This is a genomic window from Candidatus Edwardsbacteria bacterium (genome assembly GCA_018821925.1).
In the GTDB taxonomy this organism is placed as follows: domain Bacteria; phylum Edwardsbacteria; class AC1; order AC1; family EtOH8; genus UBA2226.
In genome coordinates, this window is record JAHJLF010000010.1 from 1 (window position 1) to 23,971 (window position 23,971).

Annotated in this window: 19 protein-coding genes; all 19 read right to left on the reverse strand. The window is 53.4% G+C overall.

Annotation, left to right across the window (positions count from 1 at the left end):
* Nucleotides 1–80 precede the first annotated feature (80 nt).
* On the reverse strand, nucleotides 81–464 hold the full coding sequence (locus tag KJ869_00750) for a response regulator (GenBank protein MBU1575720.1): 384 nt from the start codon (nucleotides 462–464) through the stop codon (nucleotides 81–83).
* A gap of 97 nt (nucleotides 465–561) precedes the next feature.
* Nucleotides 562–3,504, reverse strand: a complete 2,943-nt coding sequence (locus KJ869_00755) for a PAS domain S-box protein (GenBank protein ID MBU1575721.1) — start codon at nucleotides 3,502–3,504, stop codon at nucleotides 562–564.
* A gap of 85 nt (nucleotides 3,505–3,589) precedes the next feature.
* A complete protein-coding gene (locus tag KJ869_00760) occupies nucleotides 3,590–4,990 on the reverse strand; it encodes a diguanylate cyclase (GenBank protein ID MBU1575722.1) in 1,401 nt (466 codons plus the stop codon).
* A 35-nt stretch (nucleotides 4,991–5,025) separates the two neighbouring features.
* Entirely contained in the window at nucleotides 5,026–6,498 is a 1,473-nt protein-coding gene (dacB, locus tag KJ869_00765; protein ID MBU1575723.1) for a D-alanyl-D-alanine carboxypeptidase/D-alanyl-D-alanine-endopeptidase, read from the reverse strand.
* Between the two features lie 127 nt (nucleotides 6,499–6,625).
* On the reverse strand, nucleotides 6,626–8,029 hold the full coding sequence (locus tag KJ869_00770) for a glucose-6-phosphate isomerase (GenBank protein ID MBU1575724.1): 1,404 nt from the start codon (nucleotides 8,027–8,029) through the stop codon (nucleotides 6,626–6,628).
* Between the two features lie 198 nt (nucleotides 8,030–8,227).
* A complete protein-coding gene (locus KJ869_00775; protein ID MBU1575725.1) occupies nucleotides 8,228–9,328 on the reverse strand; it encodes a hypothetical protein in 1,101 nt (366 codons plus the stop codon).
* Nucleotides 9,329–9,456: 128 nt separating this feature from the next.
* Nucleotides 9,457–10,551, reverse strand: a complete 1,095-nt coding sequence (locus tag KJ869_00780) for a 6-phosphofructokinase (GenBank protein MBU1575726.1) — start codon at nucleotides 10,549–10,551, stop codon at nucleotides 9,457–9,459.
* 396 nt (nucleotides 10,552–10,947) lie between these two features.
* The gene (locus KJ869_00785; protein MBU1575727.1) at nucleotides 10,948–12,093 is read right to left on the reverse strand and encodes a hypothetical protein; all 1,146 of its coding nucleotides are present in this window, start codon (nucleotides 12,091–12,093) and stop codon (nucleotides 10,948–10,950) included.
* Nucleotides 12,094–12,391: 298 nt separating this feature from the next.
* The gene (locus KJ869_00790; GenBank protein ID MBU1575728.1) at nucleotides 12,392–13,498 is read right to left on the reverse strand and encodes a DegT/DnrJ/EryC1/StrS family aminotransferase; all 1,107 of its coding nucleotides are present in this window, start codon (nucleotides 13,496–13,498) and stop codon (nucleotides 12,392–12,394) included.
* Between the two features lie 455 nt (nucleotides 13,499–13,953).
* Nucleotides 13,954–15,024 carry an undecaprenyl/decaprenyl-phosphate alpha-N-acetylglucosaminyl 1-phosphate transferase gene (locus KJ869_00795; GenBank protein ID MBU1575729.1) on the reverse strand — a complete coding sequence of 357 codons (1,071 nt, stop codon included), beginning with the start codon at nucleotides 15,022–15,024 and terminating at the stop codon, nucleotides 13,954–13,956.
* A gap of 430 nt (nucleotides 15,025–15,454) precedes the next feature.
* Complete coding sequence (locus KJ869_00800; protein MBU1575730.1) at nucleotides 15,455–15,892, reverse strand: HEPN domain-containing protein; 438 nt, start codon at nucleotides 15,890–15,892, stop codon at nucleotides 15,455–15,457.
* On the reverse strand, nucleotides 15,877–16,413 hold the full coding sequence (locus KJ869_00805) for a nucleotidyltransferase domain-containing protein (protein ID MBU1575731.1): 537 nt from the start codon (nucleotides 16,411–16,413) through the stop codon (nucleotides 15,877–15,879). Before KJ869_00805 ends, KJ869_00800 begins: the two co-directional genes overlap by 16 nt.
* 539 nt (nucleotides 16,414–16,952) lie before the next feature.
* On the reverse strand, nucleotides 16,953–18,215 hold the full coding sequence (locus KJ869_00810; GenBank protein ID MBU1575732.1) for a glycosyltransferase family 2 protein: 1,263 nt from the start codon (nucleotides 18,213–18,215) through the stop codon (nucleotides 16,953–16,955).
* A 1-nt stretch (nucleotide 18,216) separates the two neighbouring features.
* Nucleotides 18,217–19,347, reverse strand: a complete 1,131-nt coding sequence (wecB, locus tag KJ869_00815; protein MBU1575733.1) for a UDP-N-acetylglucosamine 2-epimerase (non-hydrolyzing) — start codon at nucleotides 19,345–19,347, stop codon at nucleotides 18,217–18,219.
* A complete protein-coding gene (locus tag KJ869_00820) occupies nucleotides 19,340–20,515 on the reverse strand; it encodes a glycosyltransferase (protein ID MBU1575734.1) in 1,176 nt (391 codons plus the stop codon). Before KJ869_00820 ends, wecB begins: the two co-directional genes overlap by 8 nt.
* Nucleotides 20,508–21,014, reverse strand: a complete 507-nt coding sequence (locus KJ869_00825; protein MBU1575735.1) for an acyltransferase — start codon at nucleotides 21,012–21,014, stop codon at nucleotides 20,508–20,510. The genes KJ869_00820 and KJ869_00825 overlap by 8 nt, the downstream gene beginning before the upstream one ends.
* A 197-nt stretch (nucleotides 21,015–21,211) precedes the next feature.
* Entirely contained in the window at nucleotides 21,212–22,138 is a 927-nt protein-coding gene (locus KJ869_00830) for a glycosyltransferase family 2 protein (protein ID MBU1575736.1), read from the reverse strand.
* A complete protein-coding gene (locus KJ869_00835) occupies nucleotides 22,104–22,871 on the reverse strand; it encodes a class I SAM-dependent methyltransferase (GenBank protein MBU1575737.1) in 768 nt (255 codons plus the stop codon). The genes KJ869_00830 and KJ869_00835 overlap by 35 nt, the downstream gene beginning before the upstream one ends.
* The gene (locus KJ869_00840; GenBank protein MBU1575738.1) at nucleotides 22,861–23,949 is read right to left on the reverse strand and encodes a hypothetical protein; all 1,089 of its coding nucleotides are present in this window, start codon (nucleotides 23,947–23,949) and stop codon (nucleotides 22,861–22,863) included. The genes KJ869_00835 and KJ869_00840 overlap by 11 nt, the downstream gene beginning before the upstream one ends.
* Nucleotides 23,950–23,971 lie beyond the last annotated feature (22 nt).

Here is a 23,971-nt window from a genome sequence, read left to right on the forward strand (position 1 = left end):
TCAAAGAAATGAATTTCTACCCTTGCTATACATTTATTTACAAGTATTACTTACTATAAGCTCATCTTAACTAAAACCTGTTATCCTATCAGCTCTTTTATCTTTCCCGAGAGTTCGGCTATCTTGAAGGGCTTGGTCATGTAATGGTCGGCCCCGGCGGCCATGCCGGCCTCCAGATCCTTGCCGCCGGTCTTGGCGGTGAGCATTATCACCTTGATACCGCTGGTTTCCGGGGAGGCCTTTATCCTGCGGCAGACCTCGATCCCGTCTATTACCGGCATCATTATATCCAGCACCATCAGGTCGGGCAGAAGGGATCTGGCGTCCTTAAGCGCCTGGTCGCCGTTGACGGCCTGGTAAACCTCGTAACCCTGCCGGGCCAATATTTCTGAGACCATGAACAGCATATTGCTGTCATCATCAGCCACCAGTATCTTGTAAACCCTTCCGGATTGAGTTTCCATTGTTTAACGCCCTTTCTTTTAAAGCACCGTGATTATAACCGATTTTAGATTAAAAGTTAAGCATTTTTTAGCCAAACAACCTCTCCCCCTGTAATGGCTATTGGGCTCTAAAAATAATTCTGAAGAAGGCCCCGTCTTTATTTTTTAACTCCAGCCTCCCGTCCAGCTGCTCGACCAAGGTGGTCACCAGCTGCAGCCCCAGCGATTCCACCTTATCGATATTGAATCCTTGCGGCAGTCCGATCCCGTTGTCGCTTACGCTCAAAGCCAGGCTCCCGTCTCCCTCCCGGCCCAGGCTGATTTTGATCAGGCCCTGCCGCCCTATCTGGTGATAACCGGGGAAGGCGTATTTCAGGCTGTTGGAGACCAACTCGTTGACGATCAATCCGCAGGGGATGGCCGTGTCTATCTTCATCGGCTGATCTATTATATCCATGGAATAGGATACCATTTCCCGGTCGACGCCGTAGCTGTGGAACAGATCCTCAATCAGGGCCCGGGCATATCCGGAGAAGCTTAAGCGGGAGAGGGACTCCGATTGATAAAGCCTTTCATGGATCAGGGACATGGAACGCACCCGGGTCTGGCACTCCTTGAAAAGTTCCAGCGATCGCTGGTCGGTTATATATCCGGATTGCAGGTTCAGCAGGCTGGATATCACCTGCAGGTTGTTCTTCACCCGATGGTGTATCTCGCGCAGCAGGACCTCTTTCTCCTTGAGGGAGGCCTTTATCTGCTCCTTTGCCTTTTCCCGCTCGGTAATATTTATATCGGCTCCACGGTATCCGATATGTATTCCGTCATTGTTGAAAACAGGCAGACCGCTGGTCTCCAATAAGGCCTTTTCGCCTTTTTTATTTATATTTATATTTATGAATCCTTTGAAGGATTCCTTTTTGGCAAAGACCTCAAAAGCATTTTTTTTGTACTCCTCCTTTATCTCCGGAGCGAAGAAATCGAAGAAGTGTTTATGCCCTATTATCTCCTGGGGGCTGTATCCTAAAATCTTCTCCACCCCCGGGCTGGAATAGGTGTACAATCCTTTAATATCGACTTCCCATATCCACTCCTCGGCAGTTTCGGCCACCTGCTTGAAGCGTTCCTCGCTTTTTTTGAGCGCCTCTTCAGATTGTTTGCGCTCGGTGATGTCCAGGGTGAACCCGGCCAGCATTTTGGGCCGGCCCTCCTGTAGAATGGGAAATTTTATGGTCCGGTAATGCCGGCCGCCGAACTCCTCATCCACCTCGATCACCTTGCCCTCCCGCAGGATATTCTTGTCGTCCTCCACCATGCTCTTGGCCAGGTCCGAGGGGAACAGCTCATCCATGTTCCTGCCCAGCAGTTCCTCCAGCGGCCGGCCCAGCATCTGCTCGTAGTTTTTACTCAGCTTGAGCGGCCGGATATTCTCATCCTTGAAGAACACGTAGACCGGGCTGTATCTCAGGAACTGGTCGAACATCTCCTCCATCTGCTTCAGCGAGGCCTGGCTCCTTTCCAGGGCGTCCCGGCTTTCCTGGACCGCGGCCAGCTGGTTCCTTAATTCCTCGTCGGCCTGCCGGAGCTCCTGCTCGGAGGACAGTAATTTTTGGTTGATCACCAGCAGTTCCTGGTTGGCGCCTTCCAGCTCCTCCTTCTGGGTCTGCAGGATCTCCTGGTCGCGCTTCCGTTCCGAGATGTCCCGGATGATGTTCTGGTAATATTTCCTCCCCTCCACCTCCATCCTCCGGGCACTGACCTCCACCGGGAAGGTGGAGCCGTCGCTTCGCTTGTGAATGGTCTCGAAAATCAGGCCGTTCTCGTCACTCACCTTGCGGTATTGGTCGTCCACCGAGGGCCGGGAGTCCAATTTTCTCAGGTGATGGATATCCAGGGTTAATATCTTATCCCGGGTATATCCGTAGGCGGCCACCGCCCTGTCGTTGGCCTCCCGGATGTTCAGGTCCTCGTCCAGCAGCAGGATGATATCGTTGGCATACTTGGTAAGATATTCGTAATGCTTGGACAGGGCCTGCCTCTCCCTCTCCTGTTCCAATTGATTGCTGAAATAGCTCTTTTGCCGGCGGTTCCACAGGGATCCGATTATCCCCCCGGCGGCCATGATCAATGCTATCACGATGAAACCGATGAACCAGACATGGGTATAGGCGATGGCCTCGGCCTCCCGCCGGTCGGTCTTGGCGATGATATACCAGGGATTGGCCGGCATATTGTGAAGATAGGCGTATACTTTTTTGCCGCGGTAATCCACCGCCGTAACATTGCCGATGCTGCCGTCGATGGCCATCACTTCGGGAAGTTCGCTTCTGCTTAATGGGTATTTTAATTTGGCTGCCGAACCCTTTAAAAACCTGAGTTCAGTCAGATAAATCACCTCTTGGCCCTCGCGTCTGACCAGGTAGGTCTCGGCGCTTTGGCTGGACACCGGCCACTGCTGGATGAGGGGATACAGCAGATTCTCGGGCTCGATCCGCAGGATGATCACCCCGACCACCGAATCCCTTTGGCGGTTGTAATGGATCACCGGGGTTAAAACGTCCAGGTGCACCGTCTGGCATTCGGTGCAGTAATAGAAATCGCTGAAACTGGCCTGTCTGGTGGCCGCCACGTTACTGGCCAAAGTGCCGGTTTCTGGACCTATCTTATGCACCGTTTTCCCGGTCTGCATCCTGATCCGCCCCTTTATGTCCAGCAGCAGAACGTTCTGGTACTGCTTAAGATTCTGCAGGGAGCGCATCCACTTCAGCCGGTCCAGCCCGATATTTTCGGAGTAGGGCTCTCGTAAAAGCTGGCCGACCCGTTCGCCGATATACGGGTTGTCTATTATATTCTGGGCGTCGGACATCCTTTCGGACAGCCAGCTGTCTATCTGGTTCTCCTTTAAACTGGCCACCGATTCCAGATTACGGGCGATCTCCTTATGGTGGTCCCTGAGGTGGTAAAATGAATACAGCCAGCCGGCCGCCACAATGCTCAGCGACAGCAAGAAGAATATCAGCAGGGGCTGCCAGACCGATTTGATCTTATCGATAAATTTATTCACACCTTGCCTCCCTAATTTTAAAAATCTTCACGGAGCATCCTTCGGATAATAATCGCCACAAATCCTCGGGGCAGTTGCTTTAAAGCTATTTCCCGCCCTTCCCCTTTTCGGCCGATTCCAGCTTGAGGAATAATTTTATCATCCGGGGATCGAACTGTTTGCCGGCGGCTTCCCTGATCTCCTTTAGGGCCAGGGCCCTTGTTTTGGCCGCTTTGTATGGCCGAATGCTCCTCTTGATATCGTAGGCGTCGGCGATGCTCAGCAGCCTCGAGGCCAGCGGTATCTTCTCGCCTTTAAGCCCCCGGGGGTAGCCGGTGCCGTCCCACCATTCATGGTGGTGCAGGATCTGATCGGCCACCGCCGCTATCTCCGGGGTGGCCAGGGCAATCCGGTAGCCGATCTCGGAATGCTTCTTGACTGCATCCCATTCCTTGGGGGTCAGCTGGCCGGGTTTGGAAAGGATGGCGTTGGATATGGCGATCTTTCCCACATCATGAAACGAGGCCAGCAGCATCAGATCGTCTATCTCGGAATCCGGCAGCTTCATCTCCAGGGCCATCTTCAGAAGATATTTCTGCAGATGTTTGGTGTGTTCCTCGGTCTCGTAAGCCGACTCCCACAATGTTTTCTCTAAAGAACTCAGTATCCGGCTCCGGACGGTCTTCCCCTCCATCATCTTGTACTGGTACATCCAGTCCTCGGCCTTTTTGAGCACCCGGTTGATGTCCTGGTTCTTGTCCTGCTTGGTGGCGGTGCCCAGGGCCACGCTCAGCTGGATGGGTTTTTTGGGACTCCGGCTGCAGGTCTGCCGTATCTTTTCGCAGATCCGGATGGCTGTTTCGGCCCCGGTCTTGGGCAGCAGCACCGCGAACTCGTCGCCGCCCCAGCGGGCCACCACATCGCTTTTGCGACACTGCTTCTTGATGATCTCTGCGGTCCTGGCCAGAAATTTGTCCCCCTGCTGATGCCCGAAGGCGTCGTTGATCAGCTTCAGACCGTTGACATCCCCGACTATCAGGCTGATGGGCAAAAACCTTTCGTTGTCCAGCCGGCTCAGCTCCTCTTCAAAGTAGGCCCGGTTGTATAGCCCGGTCAGCTTGTCGTGAAAGCTCAGGAAGTTGATCTTCTCGTCGTTCCAGCTCCGGTCCTCCAGCTCGTCCTTGAGTTTTTGATTGACCTCCTCCAGCAGGGCGGTCCGCTGTGCTATTTTTTCCTCCAGCTCCCGGTTGGTCTGCTCCAACAGGCATTCGGCCTTCCTCCGCTGGTTCAAAAGGATCTGTCCCAGTATCCCGAAGATAACGAAAAGAGCGCCGATGATCCCCCGGAAATATATCTCCATAAGCTCGGGGTGCAGTACCTGCTGGATGAGATCGCCCTCCCGGAACAGGTAGGTGTCGATGAATGTGTCCGCGATCCAGAATATCGCGGCTCCGATCAGGCCGTACAATATCATATTTACGGCGTTGTGTTTTTTAGTGCAGTCCATGATGCCCCCTTTCGCTTCATTACAAAAACTTAATTTCAGGGCGCCGCCCTTATCAGCCGGGCCACGATGGAATCCTGCAGGGCCCGAATGGCGTTGGCTTTGGAGGTATAATTATTGAACATGATGGCGAAACAGTACGTTTTGTTATTAGGGCCGGAGACAAACCCGGCCAGCGAGGATACTCCCGTCAGGGTCCCGGTCTTGGCCCGGATGATTCCCTTATACTCGTCCTCCATCAGCCGCCGGGACAGGGTGCCGTCGGTGCCGGCGATGGGCAGCGAGGCCAGCAGCTCCGGCCGGAGGGCTGGGTCGCGGTACACCTCGGTCAGAACTTTGACCAGCTGCTCGGCCGAGCACAGGTTGTAGCGCGACAGGCCGGAGCCGTCGGCAATCCGGAAGCTTTCTTCGCCAAAGCCCATGTTTTTCAACATCTCTGTCAACTTATTATTTTTTGCCGGATCAGGCGAAAGGGAATCCTGTCCGTTGCCCAGCTGGCGGAAGATCATCTCGGCGGTAAAATTATCGCTCTCCTTGTTCATGCCGCGGATTATCTGATACAGCGGCGGCGAGACATGCCAGGTCAATTCAGGTTTTTCCGAAGGCGTGGCGCCGGCCCTGACCGTTCCGGCTATCTTGATGCCATTTCTGGCCAATGCCTCCCGGAAGACCGTGCCGCAGTACAGGGCGGGATTGGTGACCGTCCGGACCAGATAATTGATGCCCTCATCGGCTGCCATGGTACCGGTGATGCTGACCAGATCGCCGGCTCCGATAAAAGAACGGTCGGCCTTGATCCTGGCTTTGTTCCCGGCCTTTATGGTGATCGCTTTGTTATCAATGGACAGATAGGCCGTTCGGGGATTGAGCTCCACCCGCGGTTTCCTTCCCGGCCGGGCTCCCGGACGCAGGCCGATCTCGAAGGTGTTGCGGTTCAGCGACAGGGCCGAGACCGGGGCGTTGTAGGCGTACGGGCCCTCGTCCCACATCCAGCCGTAGCCGAAGCTGGTGGTGTCGAAATGGCCGGCATCGGCGATCAGATCCCCGGACACCTGTTTCAGCCCCATGACCCTCAGGCGGTAGGCCAGCGCCTCCAGGTCGGCGGTCTTCAGCTCCGGGTCGCCGAAGCCCTTCAGATAAAGGTCCCCCTTTATCCTTCCCATGTTGTCGATGCTGTCGCCGTAGATCGAGGTCTGAAACCTGTAATTGACACCCAACTGGCGATAGGCCGCCGCAGTAACGAACAGCTTGTTGACCGAGGCCGGCATCATCAGGCTGGAATGGTTCAGGGAATAGATCTCCCGCTCCGGATCCAGGGAGATGATGTACACCGCCAGGTTGGCCTGGAACAGCAGGCTGTCGGACAGGAGGGAATCTATAGCCTGCTGCAATGTCTCCCGCTTCAACTGAAAACTGTCGGGAGCAACAGCAGAGATGTTCGGAATCGAAACTTCCGGCCGGCCCCGGTGGACGCAGCCGACCAGCAAGGCCAATCCTGAAATTATCGCCAAGATTGATCTGATGATATTTTTATTTACAAGCATCACTGTAGCCCTTCCCCGTCTGGTATTGAATGCTGGATTTTTACAACAATATTCTAAATTCCGTATTCTATATTCTGGGTTCATAAAATATTTATCACACAATATATTTTTTTGAATTCCCAGCCTCGAATTTCTCCACCTCGGCCTTGCGGTTCTCGAACCCCGCCCGGCCCATCAGACCGTAGGTATAACGCTTGCCCTCCTCCACCCCCGGCTGGTCCATGGGGTTGATCCCGAACAGCCCTCCGGCGTAAGCGGTGGCGGTCTCCAAAAGGAATATCAGCTGGCCGATGGTCCGGGGGCTTATCTCCGAAATGATGAAACTGCAGTTGGGACGGCCGTTCTTGGCCAGGGCCATGGCTGTGGCCCGGGCCTCGGCATTAAGCAGCTGGCCGAAAGTTTTTCCACCCAGGTAGGATATATCAGCGACCTTGGGGTAAGCCTTGGGAATGATTATGTCATTGCGGAACTTTTCGACCCTCAGGAAGGTGATCGCCTTGTCCCGGGGGCCTTCGATATACAGCTGCAGTTGGGAGTGCTGGTCGGTGGCCCCCAGGGCCTTGATGGGGGTGGGGCCGGTCTCCACCGTCTGATTTTTATTGTCCAGCCTCTTGCCCAGGCTTTCGGCCCACAGCTGCCGGAACCAGTCGGCCATCGGGTACAGGCTGTCGGAATAGGGCATCATCACATTGATCCGGCAGCCCTTTTGGTAAAGCAGGTATTGAGTCAGGGCATACAGCCGGGCCGGGTTCTTCCAGGGGTTCTCATTCAGGGTCATCTTACGCAGCTGGTTGGCGCCATCCAGCAGGGATTTGATGTCCACCCCGGCCATGGCCAGGGGAAACAGGCCCACCGGCGTCAGCACCGAGAACCGCCCGCCCACCCCGGAGGGCACCTCCAGGCTGGACAGCTTCTCCCGGTTCACGATCTGCCGCATGATCCCGCCGGCCGGATCGGTGGTGACCACCATATTCTTTGACCAGCTCTTGCCCGCGCCTTTGATCAGCCACTGCCGGATCCACAGGAATTGGGCGCTGGTCTCGGCGGTGGTGCCGGACTTGCTGATCAGGTTGACCAGGGTCTTCTTGGCTTTGAGCAGAGACAGCACCGCCTTCAGTTTTTCCGGATCCACATTGTCCAGCACCCACAGCCGGGGCCGCCCCCGACGAGTTTTTTTATCCTGTAAATTATAGGTAGGCGGATTGAGGGCCGAGTGGATGGCGATGGTTCCCAAGGCCGAGCCTCCAATCCCCAGCACCACCAGATCGTGGTACTTCCCCTTGCACTTTGCCGCCATCTTCAGGCTGGCTTTTAAATGCTGATTGGTGTCCGGCAGGTCGAAGAAATCCATCTTCCCGGCCTCACGTTTGGCATAGAACCATTGGCTGGCTTGGGCCGCCAGGCGGCCGGATGTTTCCAGCCCGGCCTGGCTGAGGCCGTATGCCCCCAGCCGGTCGGCCATCAGGTTATTGTAATCAAATCTTATGCGGTTATTCATGACGATCCTCCTAACCCGGACAAGCCCGCCAGAGGCGGACAGGCCGGAAACAAACTTAGACAGGATTAACATGCTTTACCGGATTTAACATTTTGTAATTGACTGTTATGCAAAATCTTGTTCATCCTGTAAATCCTGTCAAAAAATATTCTATACATTTTGCATAGAATTTGACTTATTAGTAACTAATCATTTATATCATGGCTGAGCTTGATATTCAATACTAACAGATAATATATTTTGATTCAGCCCCTTCCCGGAAAGCGGCTGGCTGGTGGCCCCCGAACAGACCAGCCTCAGCGGGCCATAGCGGCAGGCCAGCCCACCTGTAAGAAAATACAGGTCCTGCAGGTGGGGATCGTACCGCCGCAGGTAAGGATCCAGAGGGTGCCGCAGGCTGTAGCTTCCGGCCAAAGCATCCAGCCGGCCCTCGATCAACTCTATCCGGCAGCCCAGATGATAATCCATCTGCTCCAGGTATCCCGACGACACCAGGTGCCATCCGGCCAGCTCCATTCCGGCATGAGCCTCAAAGCCCGGCTCCGGGGTGTAGGCGATGCTCAGCCAGCTGGTGGGGGGAATGGCCCCGGCCAGCTTCAGTTGATCTCTTATTGAATCCCCGTAGAATGTGGTATAGCACGACATTTCGGTCTTGCTCCTGAATCCGGCCGAAAAGAAGAAGTCCTGGCCCAGGTCGGCCGACATTCCGGCCGAGAAGCCCGGGGCCGTCCCCCGCCCGTCGGCCAGCGGTCCCGCCGGGCCGTCCCATTTAAAATCAAAACGAGTCAGGCTGACGGAGATCCCCAGAGTAAAATTCTTTATGGCCGACAGCGACCATCCTGCGGCATATTGTTCCAATGACAGTCCGGCCCTATCTATTATTTCCGGGTCCAGCATATCGGGGAAGCGCAAGTTCGCATCCATGGCCCGCCGCCAGCCCAAAGCGAAATCATTGGTCTGCCATTTTAATCGGATGGCCGCGGCCGAAGGCAGGGCCGGGGAGCCGTCGGTGGATACCGCTAATGAGCTGCGCCCCGCGGAGAGATTGGAGGCCGACATGATCAGCTGATATCTGCCTGGGCAGGCGATCCCGGCCGGGTTGCCGAACAGGGCGGCTGCGCCAGATGCAAAATCGAGGCCGTTGCCCTGCCCCAGCGCCGTGGCGTCTATCGGCTGGTAGTAGTTATGCTGGAAGGGCAGGACCAAAAGATAATCGTATGATTCCCCGCTGTCGGCCGCTATAGTCGGATCGGAAAGAAAGACTATGATCAGTATGATTAATGCTGAGCGCAACATCATGGTCATTGAATGTAATTTAACGAACTTTATATTTTGGTAGAAACCTTTGTGTTCTTGAGAACCACGGGTAAAAATAAGATGAGTGAACCCCGAAAAAGCGGGGGTGTCTTAGCGGTAAAAGCGTCTCCTCAATCCCCGAAGCTGACCCCCACCGAACGGGCGGCCCGGATCACCTCGGAGTCCGGGCTAACCAGCCTCAAACCGCCCACTGCCTCCTCCAGCGGCACCGACTCCACCGCCAGCCCTTTTAGGGCCACCATCCGGCCGAACTGCCCCCCGGCTACCAGCTCCACCGCCTTGACCCCGAAGCGGGTGCCCAGTATCCGGTCGAAGGCCGAGGGGCTGCCGCCCCGCTGCAGGTGCCCCAGCACCGTCACCCGGCATTCGATGCCGGTCTGTTCCTCTATCTGCCCGGCCAGCTGCTGGCCGATACCGCCCAGCCTCAGCTGGTCGGTGGATTCCTTGACGATCTTCTGGACCACCATCTGCCCGCCCTCCGGCTTGGCCCCCTCGGCCGCCACGATGATGGAGAAGCGCTTGCCCTTGCTGCCCCGCTCCAGCACGGTGCGGCAGATGCTTTCCAGTTTGAAGGGTATCTCTGGAATCAGGATGATGTCGCCGCCGCCGGCCACTCCGGAGTACAGGGCGATCCAGCCGGCGTAGCGCCCCATGGTCTCCATGATCATCACCCGGTGGTGGGACATGGCGGTGGTATGCAGTTTATCCAGGGCTTCGGTGGCGGTGACCAGCGCCGTGTCGAAGCCGAAGGTGACGTCGGTGGCCGCCAGGTCGTTGTCGATGGTCTTGGGCACCCCCACCACCTTGACGCCCCGCTCCATCATCTGGGAGGTGATGGCCATGGTGCCGTCCCCGCCCACCGCGATGATGGCCTCTATATGAAGCTTTTTGATATTTTCGCTGACCTTGTCGAACACGTCTATGAACCCCAGCTCCCCGTCAGGTTTCTTGACCGGATATTTGAAGGGGTTGTCCCGGTTGGAGGTTCCCAGGATGGTGCCGCCGGTATGCAGGATGCCGGAGACATCGTTCCATTTAAGCTGATGGAACCGCCCCTCGATCAGCCCGGCATAGCCGTCCTCGATCCCGATAACCTCCATATTGTGGTCGTTGACCGCGGATTTTGTGACCGCCCTTATCACCGCGTTAAGGCCGGGACAGTCGCCCCCGGCGGTCAGCAGGCCGATGCGTTTGATCTTGTTCATAATATTTTTCCGATCAGTTGATTGATATTTTCCCGCCATGGATATTTTCTCACCCAGGACCACCAAGGCTTTTTACCGCAGAGACGCAGAGGCTTATATTCTTTAAACTTTAGACTTTGAAAGGACGTATCGTCATTCTGAGTCCGGCACGCCTGCCCGTCAAACCGAAGAATCTCTATCCCCCGGCGCAGATCCTTCGCTAGAAAAATGATTGCCACCCTCAGGATGACGCGCCTACCATTGTCACCCTGAGGGATCTTCCCACCCGGCAGAATGAATGGGTGACAACCTTTTATCTTCACACATTCAGCCAGCCAGGCAAGGTAAGTCTTCTCAGTGTGACAAGCTTTTATTCTTTCGACCTTAAGCTTTAAACTTTATACTGATGCCCGACCCCTAAAAATTCTGTTCCCGGGTCAGCTGGGCGATGAAATCCGCCGCCATATATCCGGCCCTGGGCTTAGCCAGTTTTTTGGCCGCCTTCTTCATCTGCTGCAGACGGCCCGGAGTGCCCAGCACCATCTCCAGTTTGTAGCTGACATCCACCGGATGCATGGCCTTGACTCCCGCCCCGCCCTCCAGCAGCATGTCGCTGTTCATGTCCTCCTGCCCGGGGATGGGGTTGATAACGATCATCGGCAACCCCATGGACATGGCCTCGGCGGTGGTGAGCCCGCCGGGCTTGCTGATCACCAGGTCACAGGCCGCCATGTACTGGTCCATCCGGTCGGTGTAGCCCACCGGCAAAAGATGGAAAGGCATCAAGGGAGCCAACGCCTGAAGTTTTTGCAGCATTTTGCGGTTGTTCCCGGTGATGGCCACCAGCTGGAATTTTTTCTTGACCCGACCCAGGTCGGCCACAATACGCTCGATGAGGTTGATTCCGAATCCGCCCGACAACAACAGGACGGCAGGCAGGACCGGCACCAGCCCCAGCGCCTTTTTCAGTGCCGGTCGGCCTTTTTTCTGGGAGAAAACCGGCAGCACCGGGATTCCGAAATTATGGATCCGCTCCGGCGGGATGCCCATGGCGCTCAGGTGGTGCTGACTGGCAGAATTAGCCACAATATAATAGTCGCATTCCTGGTTGATCCAGTAGGAATGCAGGCCGTAATCGGTGACCACCGTCACCAGTGGGCAGAATATTTTCTTCTTTACCTTCAGGTCGGCCAGCAGTTGGGAGGACAAAAAGTGAGTGGTGACGATAACATCCCAGGGCGTTTCTTTGATGAATTCGGTGAACTTGAGGGCGTTGATGTTATCCATGAAGCGGCGCAGAAAATCGGGTTTTTTCTCCCGTTTCAGCCGGTCGGAGGTGGAGAAGATGTAGCCGTACAGCAGGGGCTGCTTGCTGGCCAGGTACAGATAGACGTCCCGGTAGACCTTTTTGTAGAGCATGGTGGAGAACTGCAGGATGTCTATATGAGTCACCTGGAACTCATCGGGATAGCGCTGGACCGTTCCCAGCCACTGTTCAAGGGCCCGGGCAGCGGCGGTGTGGCCGGAGCCGGCCGAGGCCGAGATGATCAGAATGCGTTTCATTGACGATAGTTGTTGGTTGATGGTTTTTGTTATTTGGGAACCCTAACCACAAAGACACTAAGACACAGAGGCTTGCCCTTATGAAGGGAACGTCATTGCGAGAAGACCTAACGCTGAACAGGTGAAGCAATCCCATATTGTCATTCCTGTGCAGACAGGAATCCATGGTTATTGAACCGCAAAGACGCAAAGGCCGCAAAGATTTTATTCTTTAAACCAATGTTCAATGTCAACTATATTCTAAATTCTATCTTCTGTATTCTTCCTGGTTCTTTGAACTTTATACTTTATAAACTGATTAGATGATCCGCCTGATGGTCTCCACAATTCTGATCTGATCGGCCCCCGTCAGCTTGTGATGGAACGGCAGGGCCAGGCTGCGGCTGGCCACATCCTCGGCCACCGGAAAATCGCCCTTTTTGTATCCCAGTGATCTCAGGGCCGGCTGGAGATGCAGGGCCGGGAAATAATGGGCGCACTGGATACCGGACCTCTGCAGGCCTTTGATCAAATGGTCGCGCTTTTTGCCCTTCAGGTTAGGCGGCGCCAGCACTGCGAACACGAACCAACTGCGCTCAACTCCGGGCACGTCCTGCAGGACAGTGAACTCCGGCAGGTGCCGGGCGAACAGCTTTTTATAATTTTGGGCCACCCTCCGGCGCCGTTCCAGCATGGCCGGCAGGCGAGCCAGCTGGACCCTCCCCAGGGCGGCGCTGATGTCCGACATCCGGTAGTTGTAGCCCAATATATGATGGGCCAGCCAGCCGCCCATGGAGCTGCGCCCCTGGTTGCGCAGGGCCGCCATCTGCCGGTGTATCCTGGGATCGTCGCACAGCACCATCCCCCCCTCGCCGGTGGTGATCTGCTTGTTGGGGTAGAAGCCGAACACCGATATTTTTCCAAAGGAGCCGGCCATCCGGCCGTGATGCCTAGCCCCCAGCGCCTCGCAGGAATCCTCGATCAGTTCCAGGTTGTGCTTCCGGCACAGGGCATTCAGCTTTTTATAATCGGCCGGCAGCCCGAAGATGTCCACCGCCAGCAGGGCTTTGGTGCGGGAGTTGACCTTGGCCGCCGCCTGCTGGGGATCAAGATTGAAAGTAGTTGGATCGATGTCGGCCAGCACCGGCTTGGCCCGCTGGTAAAGGATGCAGTTGACCGAGGCGATAAAGGAATAGGGCGAGGTGATTACCTCATCCCCCGGACCGATGCCCAGGGCATTTGCCGCCATATGCAGCCCGGCGGTACCCGATGACACCGCCAGGGCGTATTTGCGGCCCACGTAACGGGCAAAGTCTTTCTCGAAAGCCTCCAGCTCCGGCCCCAGGCTAAGGGTGCCGGACTTCAGCACCTTGACCACGGCAGCAATTTCTTTTGAGGTGATGTCGGGGTTTGCCAGCTTGATCATATAGCTTCCTTAAAATATTTTGAACTTATTTCTTTACCGCAGAGACGCAGAGACTTTTATTCTTTAGGCTTTATTAATGAGTAGTCATTGCGAGAAACCACCGTTGGTTGACAAGAGCCTGCACTGAGCCCAGCACCTTGAATTGCTCCCGAAGTGAAGCAATCCCCTGTTGTCATTCCCGAGGCATCGGGAATCCAGTCGTTTTTTCTCACACAAAGGTTTTCCCACAAAATACACTAAACTTCACGAAATCTTTACTTCTTTATTACTTTACTACTGTTTCACCACAAAGGCCACAAAGAATTTTTACTTTATACAGGAGTCACCCTGAGGTCTCTACCCGACCGCCAGGCCGAACGGGTGGCAATCTTTTAACCTCACACATTCAGCCAGTCAGGCAGGCAAGTCTTCTCAGTGTGACAGACTTTTAATCTTTCAACTTTATAAACTGCCGGTCATCCATCCATCCCCTTATCCAGGTCCATGTCCTCCACCTCGGGCAGGGCCGGCCGGCCCTGTTCCCCTGGATCGGGCGGGGCGAACATCCCCAGCTTTATCATCCAGCCGATGATGGCCAACCAAAGCGCAGCGGCCAGCGCCAGGGGGATCCATAAAGAAACACCCCTGGTGGATAGCGCCAGCATCACCAATATTACCTGAATGGAATACATGATGCCGTTCACCTTCCAGGCCGAGTGATATTTTTGGTACATCATATCGTAAACGTGGCGGCGGTCTCCGGTGAAGATATCGTGATGCAAAAAGGCCCTTCGGATTATAGCCAGCCCGGTATCAATGATCAGCCATGATAGCAAGATGAATGCGGCAGCCAGATAGGACGGGCCGTGCGAACCCAACAGCAGGAACATCCAGCCCAGTATCCCCCCCAGCACCAGGCTGCCGGAGTCCCCCATGAAAATGGAGGCCGGCGGAAAGTTGCGGCTGCAGAAACCCAAAGCGACCCCGGCCAGGATGGCCGCCCAGCAGGCCAGGACCACATCCCCGGCCAGCAGGCCCAGACCCAGAAACCCCAGGCTGGCTATGGCCGTCAAGCCTGAGGCCAGGCCGTCCAGGCCGTCCAGGAAATTCAGGGCGTTGGCCCCGGCTATCAGCACGAAGATCCCCAGCACGAAGTCCAGCCGCTCATAGCCGGTCAGGTTGATGTGCCTAGATACCAGCATTATCGCCAGCCCGGCCGCCGCCAGCCCGATGGCCTTGACATGCGGTTTGATCTCACTCAGGTCGTCCAGCAGGCCGATCACGAACAGACCCAGGCTGCCGATCCCCATGGCCGCCAGCTGGCGCCCGCCCATCTCCAGCTGCGGCAGCATCCAGCAGACCTCCAGGGCCACCCAGATCCCGAAGACCATTGCAATGCCTCCGCTGCGGGGGGTGGAGTTGTGGTGCATCCCCAGCTCGTCGGGGTGGTCCCAGATGCCCATCCGCCGGCCCATGATCATGGCCAGGGGCAGGAACAGCAGGGTGGCCACCAGGGCGGTTATCAGTACGATCAGATAGTTCAGCATGTTTGATTGTCGGACGTTAGTTGTTGGTTAATGGTTGATGGGGAACTTTGGCCACAGAGACTCAGAGGCACAGAGGCTTTAAACTTGTTTCACCACAAAGGGCACCCCCGCTTCCTCCTGCGTCCGCCTAAGGCGGACTGCGGCGGACAGGTTTTCGGGGTTCACTCATCTTATTTTTACCAGTGGTTCTCGAAAACACAAAGGGTTTTACTTTAACGGGAACAGTCATTGCGAGAAGGCACCGGTGCCCGGCAAGTGAAGCAATCCAAGTTTCTTTACTCACACAAAGCCACGGAGAACACAAGGGCTTTTTCTTTTCCCACCGAAAGACACGAAACTACGCTAAATATTAAAATATAGTTATTGGTTTTTAGCGATTTTTCGCTTGTTTTGCGGGCAGAACCCCGATGTTTTCAAAGTTTTGTCAAACTCAGGCAATCAACTCTTTAGCGGCAGTCAGAAATTCTTCTGCATCATTGACCAGTTTACCAGCGCTGTCCGGAGAAAACCTTCCATAATAATCGGCATTTTCCCTGAGCACCTTTGCCAGCTGCAGCGATTCCACCAACCGTACATCGAGCTGTTTGGTTTTAACGTATAATTCCCGCAGCGCATACTGCAGACAGTGATGGCTTCTTTCGCGCAATCCGGCCTTGTACACCAAAGCCCGGGCGGCATGAAACATGGAGTAATAAGCCTGTATAGAAGCCCATTTATGGTTTCCCTGGGCCAGGCTCTGCCGGGCGGTAATAAGATCCGCCGCCGCCTGCTCCAGCTCGGCCGGCGCCAGCCCGGCCGCCTGGGGAAATTTTTTCAACCGCCCTTTTTCCAAACATTCCCGGTATTCCGGGTTTACATTTTCTGCCACAGCATGATCCCCCGTTCTATTTCCCGGTAAAATATTTCACCGCTCTTCTGCATTCCAGCCCACTCCACCGGATCCTTGACTACGGTTTGGATTTTCGGCGCAAAGATTAGCGCCGCCCGGCGGGCCGCATCCGGCTGATTGGATATGACCATCACATCCACATCGCTGTCTTCCTGATCCTGACCCAATGCGGCACTGCCGTAAAGTACGATCTTAACGGCCAGGGGCCGCAGTTTTTTCAAAAACCCCTCCAGCCCCATAACGGTGTCGGTTATTTTCACCTGACAGACCGCCGGATGATCCGGAACCGCCCGGTAATGCTTCATGCGGCCGCTGGACCGGACTGTTACCCAGCCCAAATCCGCCAGCCGTCTTAAAGCATAATTGGCGGCGCTTTTGCCCACTCCGGACCTGACAGCCGCTTCCCGACCGTAAAACTCGGTTTGGGAATGACGCGCCAGGTATAACAGCACTTTCTGCAGAGCGCTTTCCCAGAACAAAAAGTTATTGTCTTTCTTCATATATGTCCTTTATAATGGATATATGTCCATTATATTGGGGTTTTGTCCATTTGTCAATAGGCCGCTGTTATCACGGTTTTAACCACAGAACGCAACCCCGCTTTTTTCCCACGAAAACTTGTCCTGAGTCCGCCTAAGGCGGATCGAAGGATACACTAAACCACACGAAATCTTTATTACTTTACTACTGGTTTAACCACAAAGGGCACCCCCGCTTTTTCGGGGTTCACTCATTTTATTTTTACCAGTGGTTCTCAAGAACACAGAGGCTTTAAACTTATTTTAACCGCAAAGACGCAAAGGGTACAAAGGGTTTTTCTTTCAGCTTTGAACTTTGAACTTTATAGCTTTTAACTACCGTCTACTGTCTCCTGTTTACTGTCTACCGTCTTCTTTCACCGCAGAGACGCAGAGGCTCAGAGACGTTAATGCTTTTTTACTTTGGGACGCAGATTAACGCTGATTAATATGATTTTCTGAGTAACTTTTTCAACCCGTTTCAAACGCTCCAAACATCGCCGCGCACCCCGCCCGGCTCCTCAAACATTGTTTCGCTTCTTCGCCCAGCCCGCTAAAGTGACCAGCCCCCAAATCGAGCCCAGCCCGTAGGAAAAATGCAGGGTCATAAAGACGATTGGAAGCAATAGCAGGGAAGCTATATCATTGTGATACGGTTGGGATACGATTGTGTTGCCATTGTCATACAATTGTTTGCTCATTGTATCACTATTGTGTATCGATTGTCCTTCTTTAAACTGCGCCGTTCCGCTTTTCGCTTTCCGCTTTTCGCTCAAAGCCACCTGCCCTACCGCCAATGCCATAACGGTGAAGTAGGCCCCCAGCTCCAGTACCAGCAGACGGATGAACAGCAGGTTCCAGCACCAAACCTTCAGGCTGAAAATGCCCGGCAGTTTGACCAGACCCAGGTCCTTGAGGCCCCGGATCAAAAAGTTGGCCCCGGCCCCATGTCCCCACACCCGGTATCCCCAGCCCCCGGCCGACAGCCAGGACAGCCAGAACAGCAGGATCAGCGAGCCGATGAAGATCAGCGGCACGAAGTGCCGCAGACGCGGAGCCTTGGGGTTGTCCGGCAGAAAGTGCGTGATCTCGTAGCCGTCAGCCCAGCGCTGGCGCCAGGTCTCCCAGAGTGTGGTCCGGCAATAATAGTAAGCCCTGATCAGCGGCGTAATGAATATTTTATAACCGGCCATTCTGAGACGGGTGTTGAACTCCAGGTCCTCGGTGCGGGTGCGCCGTTCGTCAATATAGCCCACCTTATCGAATACCTCCCGGCGGAAGCATCCCGGCCAGACCGTCTCCACAAAGCCCTCGGCCCCGGGGTTGCGGAATTGCCCGCCGCCCAGCCCGAAGGGGCTGTAATGGGCCAGGGCAATTGCATTTGCCAGTGCACCCTGTCCCCCCGGCAGGGCCAGGGCCGGCCCGCCCACGTTGGCCGCGCCGCTTTTTTCCAGGGCAGCCAGGCATTGGCTGATATAATCCCGGCCGTACGCGGCGTGGGCGTCCATTCGAATTATGATGTCACCCTTGGCGGCCTTGAATCCAATATTAAGCCCGGCGCTGACAACTTTTTTGGGGTTGTCCAGAACTATAATATTGGATTTGGGATTTTGAATTTTGAATTCAGCGATGCTGTCAATCGTAGAGTCATCGGATCGGCCATCTATAATAATTACTTCAAATTTATCAGAAGGATAATCTTGAAGAAATATTGATTGCAGACAAGGAATTATAAATTTCTCTTCATTACGAACGGGAAGGATTATTGATACAAATGGCGGCATTTTATAAACCATCGACCGTTATCTTTACGATCCGTCCGGCGCTCTTCCCGTCCCACAGCGGTATTCTGCATTTGCCGGGCCTGGCCGCTTTCATTATTCTGCCCTTGTTCTTGTTCCAGGCCTTCAGCAGGGCATGGGGTGCGATGCCAGCCACGATATTGCTGCCCAGTTTCACCGTCACCGGGCGTTCGGTGTTTTTTCTGATGGTGAAGCAGGGCACGCCCAAAAAGCTGGTCTCCTCCTGGATGCCACCGGAATCGGTGATCACCAAGCGGGCCGACATCTCCAAGGCCAGAAAATCGGTGTAACCCAATGGCCCCAGGCAGATGATGTTTTTATTTTTAAGATGCGTCAACAGCTTGAATTTATCAATATTCATCTTGGTGCGGGGATGCAGTGGCATGACCACCGCCAGATCCTTGGATATTTCGGCAAGATCCTTCAGGATGTTCTTCAGCCGGGCGCCGTCGTCCACGTTGGACGGCCGGTGCAAGGTGACCAGACAATACGGTTTTATACCCTTGGCTTTTTTCAAACCTAGTTTTTTATGTATCCTGCTTTTTTTGGCGCTGGGGATCTTTTCCACCAGGGTGTCTATCATCACGTTGCCCACCGGAAATATCTTCTTGTTTTCGATCCCCTCTTTTCTCAGGTTGGCTGTCCCTTCGGGGCAGGAGACGAAAAGATAATCGGAAAGATGGTCGGTCAGCAGGCGGTTGGCCTCCTCCGGCATGGTCCGGTCATAAGACCTTAAGCCCGCCTCCACGTGTGCCACCTTGATCCCCATCTTATGGGCGGTCAGGGCGCAGGCCAGGGTGGAATTGACGTCGCCCACCACCATCACCAGCTGGGGCCTGGTCTTCAGCAGGACCTGCTCGAAGGCTCTCATGATATCAGCGGTCTGCCGGGCATGGGTTCCCGGGCCGGCCCCCAGGTAATGGTCCGGTTTGGGCAGGCCCAGTTCGTCAAGGAACACCTGGGACATCTTATAATCGTAGTGCTGGCCGGTGTGCACCAGGATGATCTCCGGCCTCCTGCCCGCAGCCAATCTGGCGAAGGCTTTGATCAGCGGCGCCACCTTGGGGAAATTGGGCCGGGCCCCGGCCACTATCACTATTCGTTTTTTAGTCATCGGTTCTTTCATTCAAAGCTTTTTCGATCAGTCCGGATATCTCATCCACCTTGTCGTCCCAGTTCTCGGAGGCCACCAATTGGCTGAGGGTATGCTTTATTTGTTCCCTATCCTGAATCAAAAACTCGTCCACAGCTTTTATCAGTTCTTCCGCTGTGTCCGCAAATTTTACCACATCCCGGTAGGCCAGAACCTCGGGCAGGCGGGCCGAGACCACCGGCAGTCCGGCCGCCAGGTATTCCTTAAGTTTTAAGGGATTCACGCAGACGGTCAGGTCATTCAGCTTCATGGGGATCAGCCCCACGTCAAAGGCCGCGCAGTAGGCCGGCAGTTGATCGAACTTTTTTTGGCCGGTCAAATGTACGTTCTTTAGCCCGGCAAGATAACTGATGTCCCCCACCTCCACCGCCACCCGGCCCACCAGCACAAACGACCATTCGGGCTTAAGCTCCGCCGCCCGGCGCAGCATTTCCAGGTCCAGCCAGTCGTTGATCTCGCCGTAGAATCCTATTATGGGCTTTTTAATGTTTTTGACGTCTTCCGGCCAGTCTTTGCTTGTCATTTCCAACGCCCGGCTGAAATGCTGGTGGTCCACCCCGTGACCGATCAGATGTATGTTCTTGCCTTTGCCCTTGATATCCACTATGTTTCGGGCTGAGGCGATCACCAGGTCCGCCTGGCCGATCAAACGCTCCTCCATCACGGCAATGGCCCGGGCGGGATGTCCGGTGAACTTGGTAAAATCATCGGTGATGTAATAGAGCGACAGTTCTTCATCCAGCTGGCCGAAAGCGCTCTCGGCATTGGGCAGGAACGACCATAAGATGGGTTTATTAAAACCCAATTTGTTCTTATAAAACCGCACCTGGCTGACCAGCAGGCGTTTATTTATTTTATTGGTCAGGCTGTTGCCGTGAAAAGGCAATACCAGCAGGTTGAGAACGGATAGATTGCCGGTTATTTTTTCCAGCCGGTTGGTGAAAAAGTTCTTTATTTTTGTGAACCCTTTGATGACATCCATCCGAGTTGCAGTAGGGTTGCGCAGACCGATGGAATTTATCCACAACACCTTGTTTTGCTTTGCCAGCCGGCTCATGATGTGATGTTTGGAGAGCGGGTCCTGCTGCCAGTCGTTGGAGAAGCAGATGATGTCGCGGCCTTTAAGCATTATTTTGCCCGATATTTTTTACTACAACAGCCGGATTTCCCGCAACAATGGAATATGGAGGTACGTCTTTTGCTACCACCGCACCCGCCGCTATTATTGAACCATATCCTATCTTTACGCCTTTCATGATTATTGCCCTGGCGCCGATCCAGACGTTATCTTCTATCACCACCGGCTTGGACCTGAATTGATAGGCTGACCGATCGAAAACCGGGGGAGCCTTTTTGGAGAACCTGGGAAATGTCATGTAATGGGAGTATTCCATCTCCTGCACCCTAAGGTCAGGCTCAATGGGATGCGGGTCATAATCGGCTATCAAAACATCCCAGGAGATAAGAACATGGTTACCGATGGTGACGGCTTCCCGGCAGTCTATTTTAGTGCCGCTGCCGATGGAGCAGCAGTTGCCGAATAATATTTTGCCCTTGCCCCAGACATTGAATGAACATCGGTAATAGGCAGTAAAGTCATCGCCCACCGTTATTTGCGCATCCGGCAATTCTACCTTAAAGCAAAAGGGATTTAATATGTGAAGATTTTTGCCGGTTTTAATGTTTTTATTTATTCGTATTTTTGAGAATAAATAATTAACAAAAAATACAACCGTTTCCCCACCGTACTTAACAATATAAAACGGCCGGGATGCCAAAGTCTGGATTATTTTGGATAAGTTTTTCATCTATTCGGCAATGATATTCATAAATATTTGGGATAATGCAAAAGGGCATTGTAGAACAGTTTTGCCTTGTGTGTACGGCCCAGCAGGACAAAAGGTGTCGAAGACAAAAACCGGGTGAAAAGGACCAGCCACCAACTGGTGCAAAGAACAAAAGCTTTGGCTGGTGTGTTGTGTGTTTTATAATATCTTATCTGGCTTTTTTGCAGCTCCAAAAACATTGGCAGTGCCGTCTGATCGGTGCTTTTTCCGCCATAGTGTACTATCTCCGCCCCCGGCACAAAATAACAATGATAGCCATTCTTATTAAGCCGCCAGGCCAAGTCCTTTTCCTCGGCATACATGAAATATTCTTCGTTCAGCAATGGCATATCCATTAGAGCACTACGCCGGACCATCATGCATGCCCCGTCGGGAAAGCCGATCTTAAATGGTTTACTATGGTAATAAATTTCTTTTTTATTTTCTGGGAAAAATAATTTGTCCAGAAACAAAGCCTGCAAAATATTATCACTTATTGAGGGCATGCGTCTGATGGACATCTGCAAACCGCCGTCACCGTCAATCATACGGCACCCCGCCAAGCCAGCCTTTGGTGTGGTTTTCATAAATTCCAACACTGTTTTGATTGCGCCTGGTTTGACTATAGTATCGGGATTAAGCAAAAGTATGTATCCGCCGGTGGAAATTTTATACCCCTGATTGTTGGCTGCGGCAAAACCACGGTTGTCGGCAGTGGACACAAGTTTGACCTTGGGATAAAACGTTCTGACCATCTCGGCCGATCTGTCAATGGAAGCATTATCAACCACGATAATTTCGGTGTTCAGGTTGCCACAGCCATCGTATACGGAACGGATGCAAGCCTTCAGCAGTTCCCGCACATTGTAGCTTACAATAATGACTGAAAGATCAGGTTCCAACATCCCGTATTCCTTTTCTGCCAATAACTACGATGGCATTTCCCCGCCCCCCGAACCATCGGTCGGTGCGCATCAGCAATAACAGTGGGGCGTAGAAAGCCTCCGCCAAGAACGGGTGGATGGACATTAGCAGATAATGCAACTCTCTGGCTAAGGCGCCAATGCCTTTGAACATCTCGATTGCTTTAATGTTGCCTAATTTATTATTAAAATATGCCGCTTCCAGCCACTCGGGGGGAAATCCATCACATGGATCTACATACCGCTTGACCAAAGTGCGAACGAGCGGAATACGAAATAGATACTGCGTCGGTGAGGCGAGGGGCGTTTCAATCAGGAGCCAGCCTGATGGCGCTATATGGCCGACCCATTCGGATACAGCCGAGAAAATGCTATTTCCAAAATCTACGACTATATAGCTGGCCATCGCCAGTTTGATTGATGCCGGGAACAAGGGGAGGCAGCCGGCATCGCCTTCAACCCAAAGTATATTATGCAAATGGAGCTTTTCTGCCAGGGCCTTGCCACGATAAAGATCGTTGCGACTCCGGTCAAGGCAGATGAATGTGGTGCCGGGGTTCCGTGCTGACATCTCGATGGTCAACATACCTGAACCGCAGCCAATATCGACAACGGTTGAACCGAGGGGGGCTGGCAGCAATTGATAACGGGCCAGACGGCGATGCTGGAATGATGCGGAGGGAATGGCATCCCACCCCAGGGTTTTTATTAAAGCGGCCAGGATTCTACTTTTCATTTTTCAGGCTTTCGGCATATAGCAACCAGCCAAGTTCATAGGGACGGCATTCATAGTCGATCTTAAGTCGGGTGTTGGGTAAGCGCAGGCACTGGCCTGTTAGCGCTGCCTGGGCTTGGACCATGCCGGTAAGAACTCGTTGAAAATGCCGCCGTTTTTGGGACCTCCAAACGAGATTGTGAGCGCCGGAAAACATATTAATACCCATCGCATTACGGTTCAGCCAATTGACCGATTTACAACAGATGTCCTCATAGCTTTTACCATTTGCTTGGCCTAAACGCCGTAATGCCATTGGCCCCATGCCATGCTGGTGAACCGAATAGATGGGATAGGTTTCCACCACGCCACCGGTAGACACATGATATACCCAAGGCCATTCACCGAATGAACCTTGGTTGTTTATAAGCCGGTTGGCGGTCTTTTCCGCAGCGTTAAGATACCGAGGCTCATTAGTAACCAAGCAGGCGCTGGTCAATGCATGTGTCGGGTAGATTTGATCGGAAAAAAAGGCTATTTTTGATTTAAGTGTTTCTATGGGTTTATTGGAAGAATGACAGCGATAAAAAAGACCCGACGATTTATCTTGATTGTTAATGAGTTTATTTGCAGCATTTCTGATATGATCAAATATTACCCGATCCGAAGTCTGGCTATAATATGCGCATAAACCATCGATTACCCAAGAAAGCCACATTGTTTGACTATAATTATAAACAGAATCATTGGTAACCTTTAATAACGACAATAGTTTGGAATAAACATCTTCGCTGCAATGTGATCCGCAAAGGGATAAGGCCCATAAAAGAAGACCCAAGTCACCAACATTATTGACGGTTATTATTTCATTCATCAACGATTTGCTTATTTGACCCATGTTTTGTTTCGATGGATAAATGGTATTCATTTTGGAATATGCCGCGATTCCAATCAATGCCATCGCGGAATAACGTATCGAGACCCCTTGTTTAATCAAGGTTTGTTCAGGGCCTAATCGCCACGAAAAAGGATATAAATCCTGAGCAAAGGTATCGTTCAATTTCTTTAAAATTGCTTCTGGCAAATATGTATTATCCATTACTTTACACCCCATAGCCTAC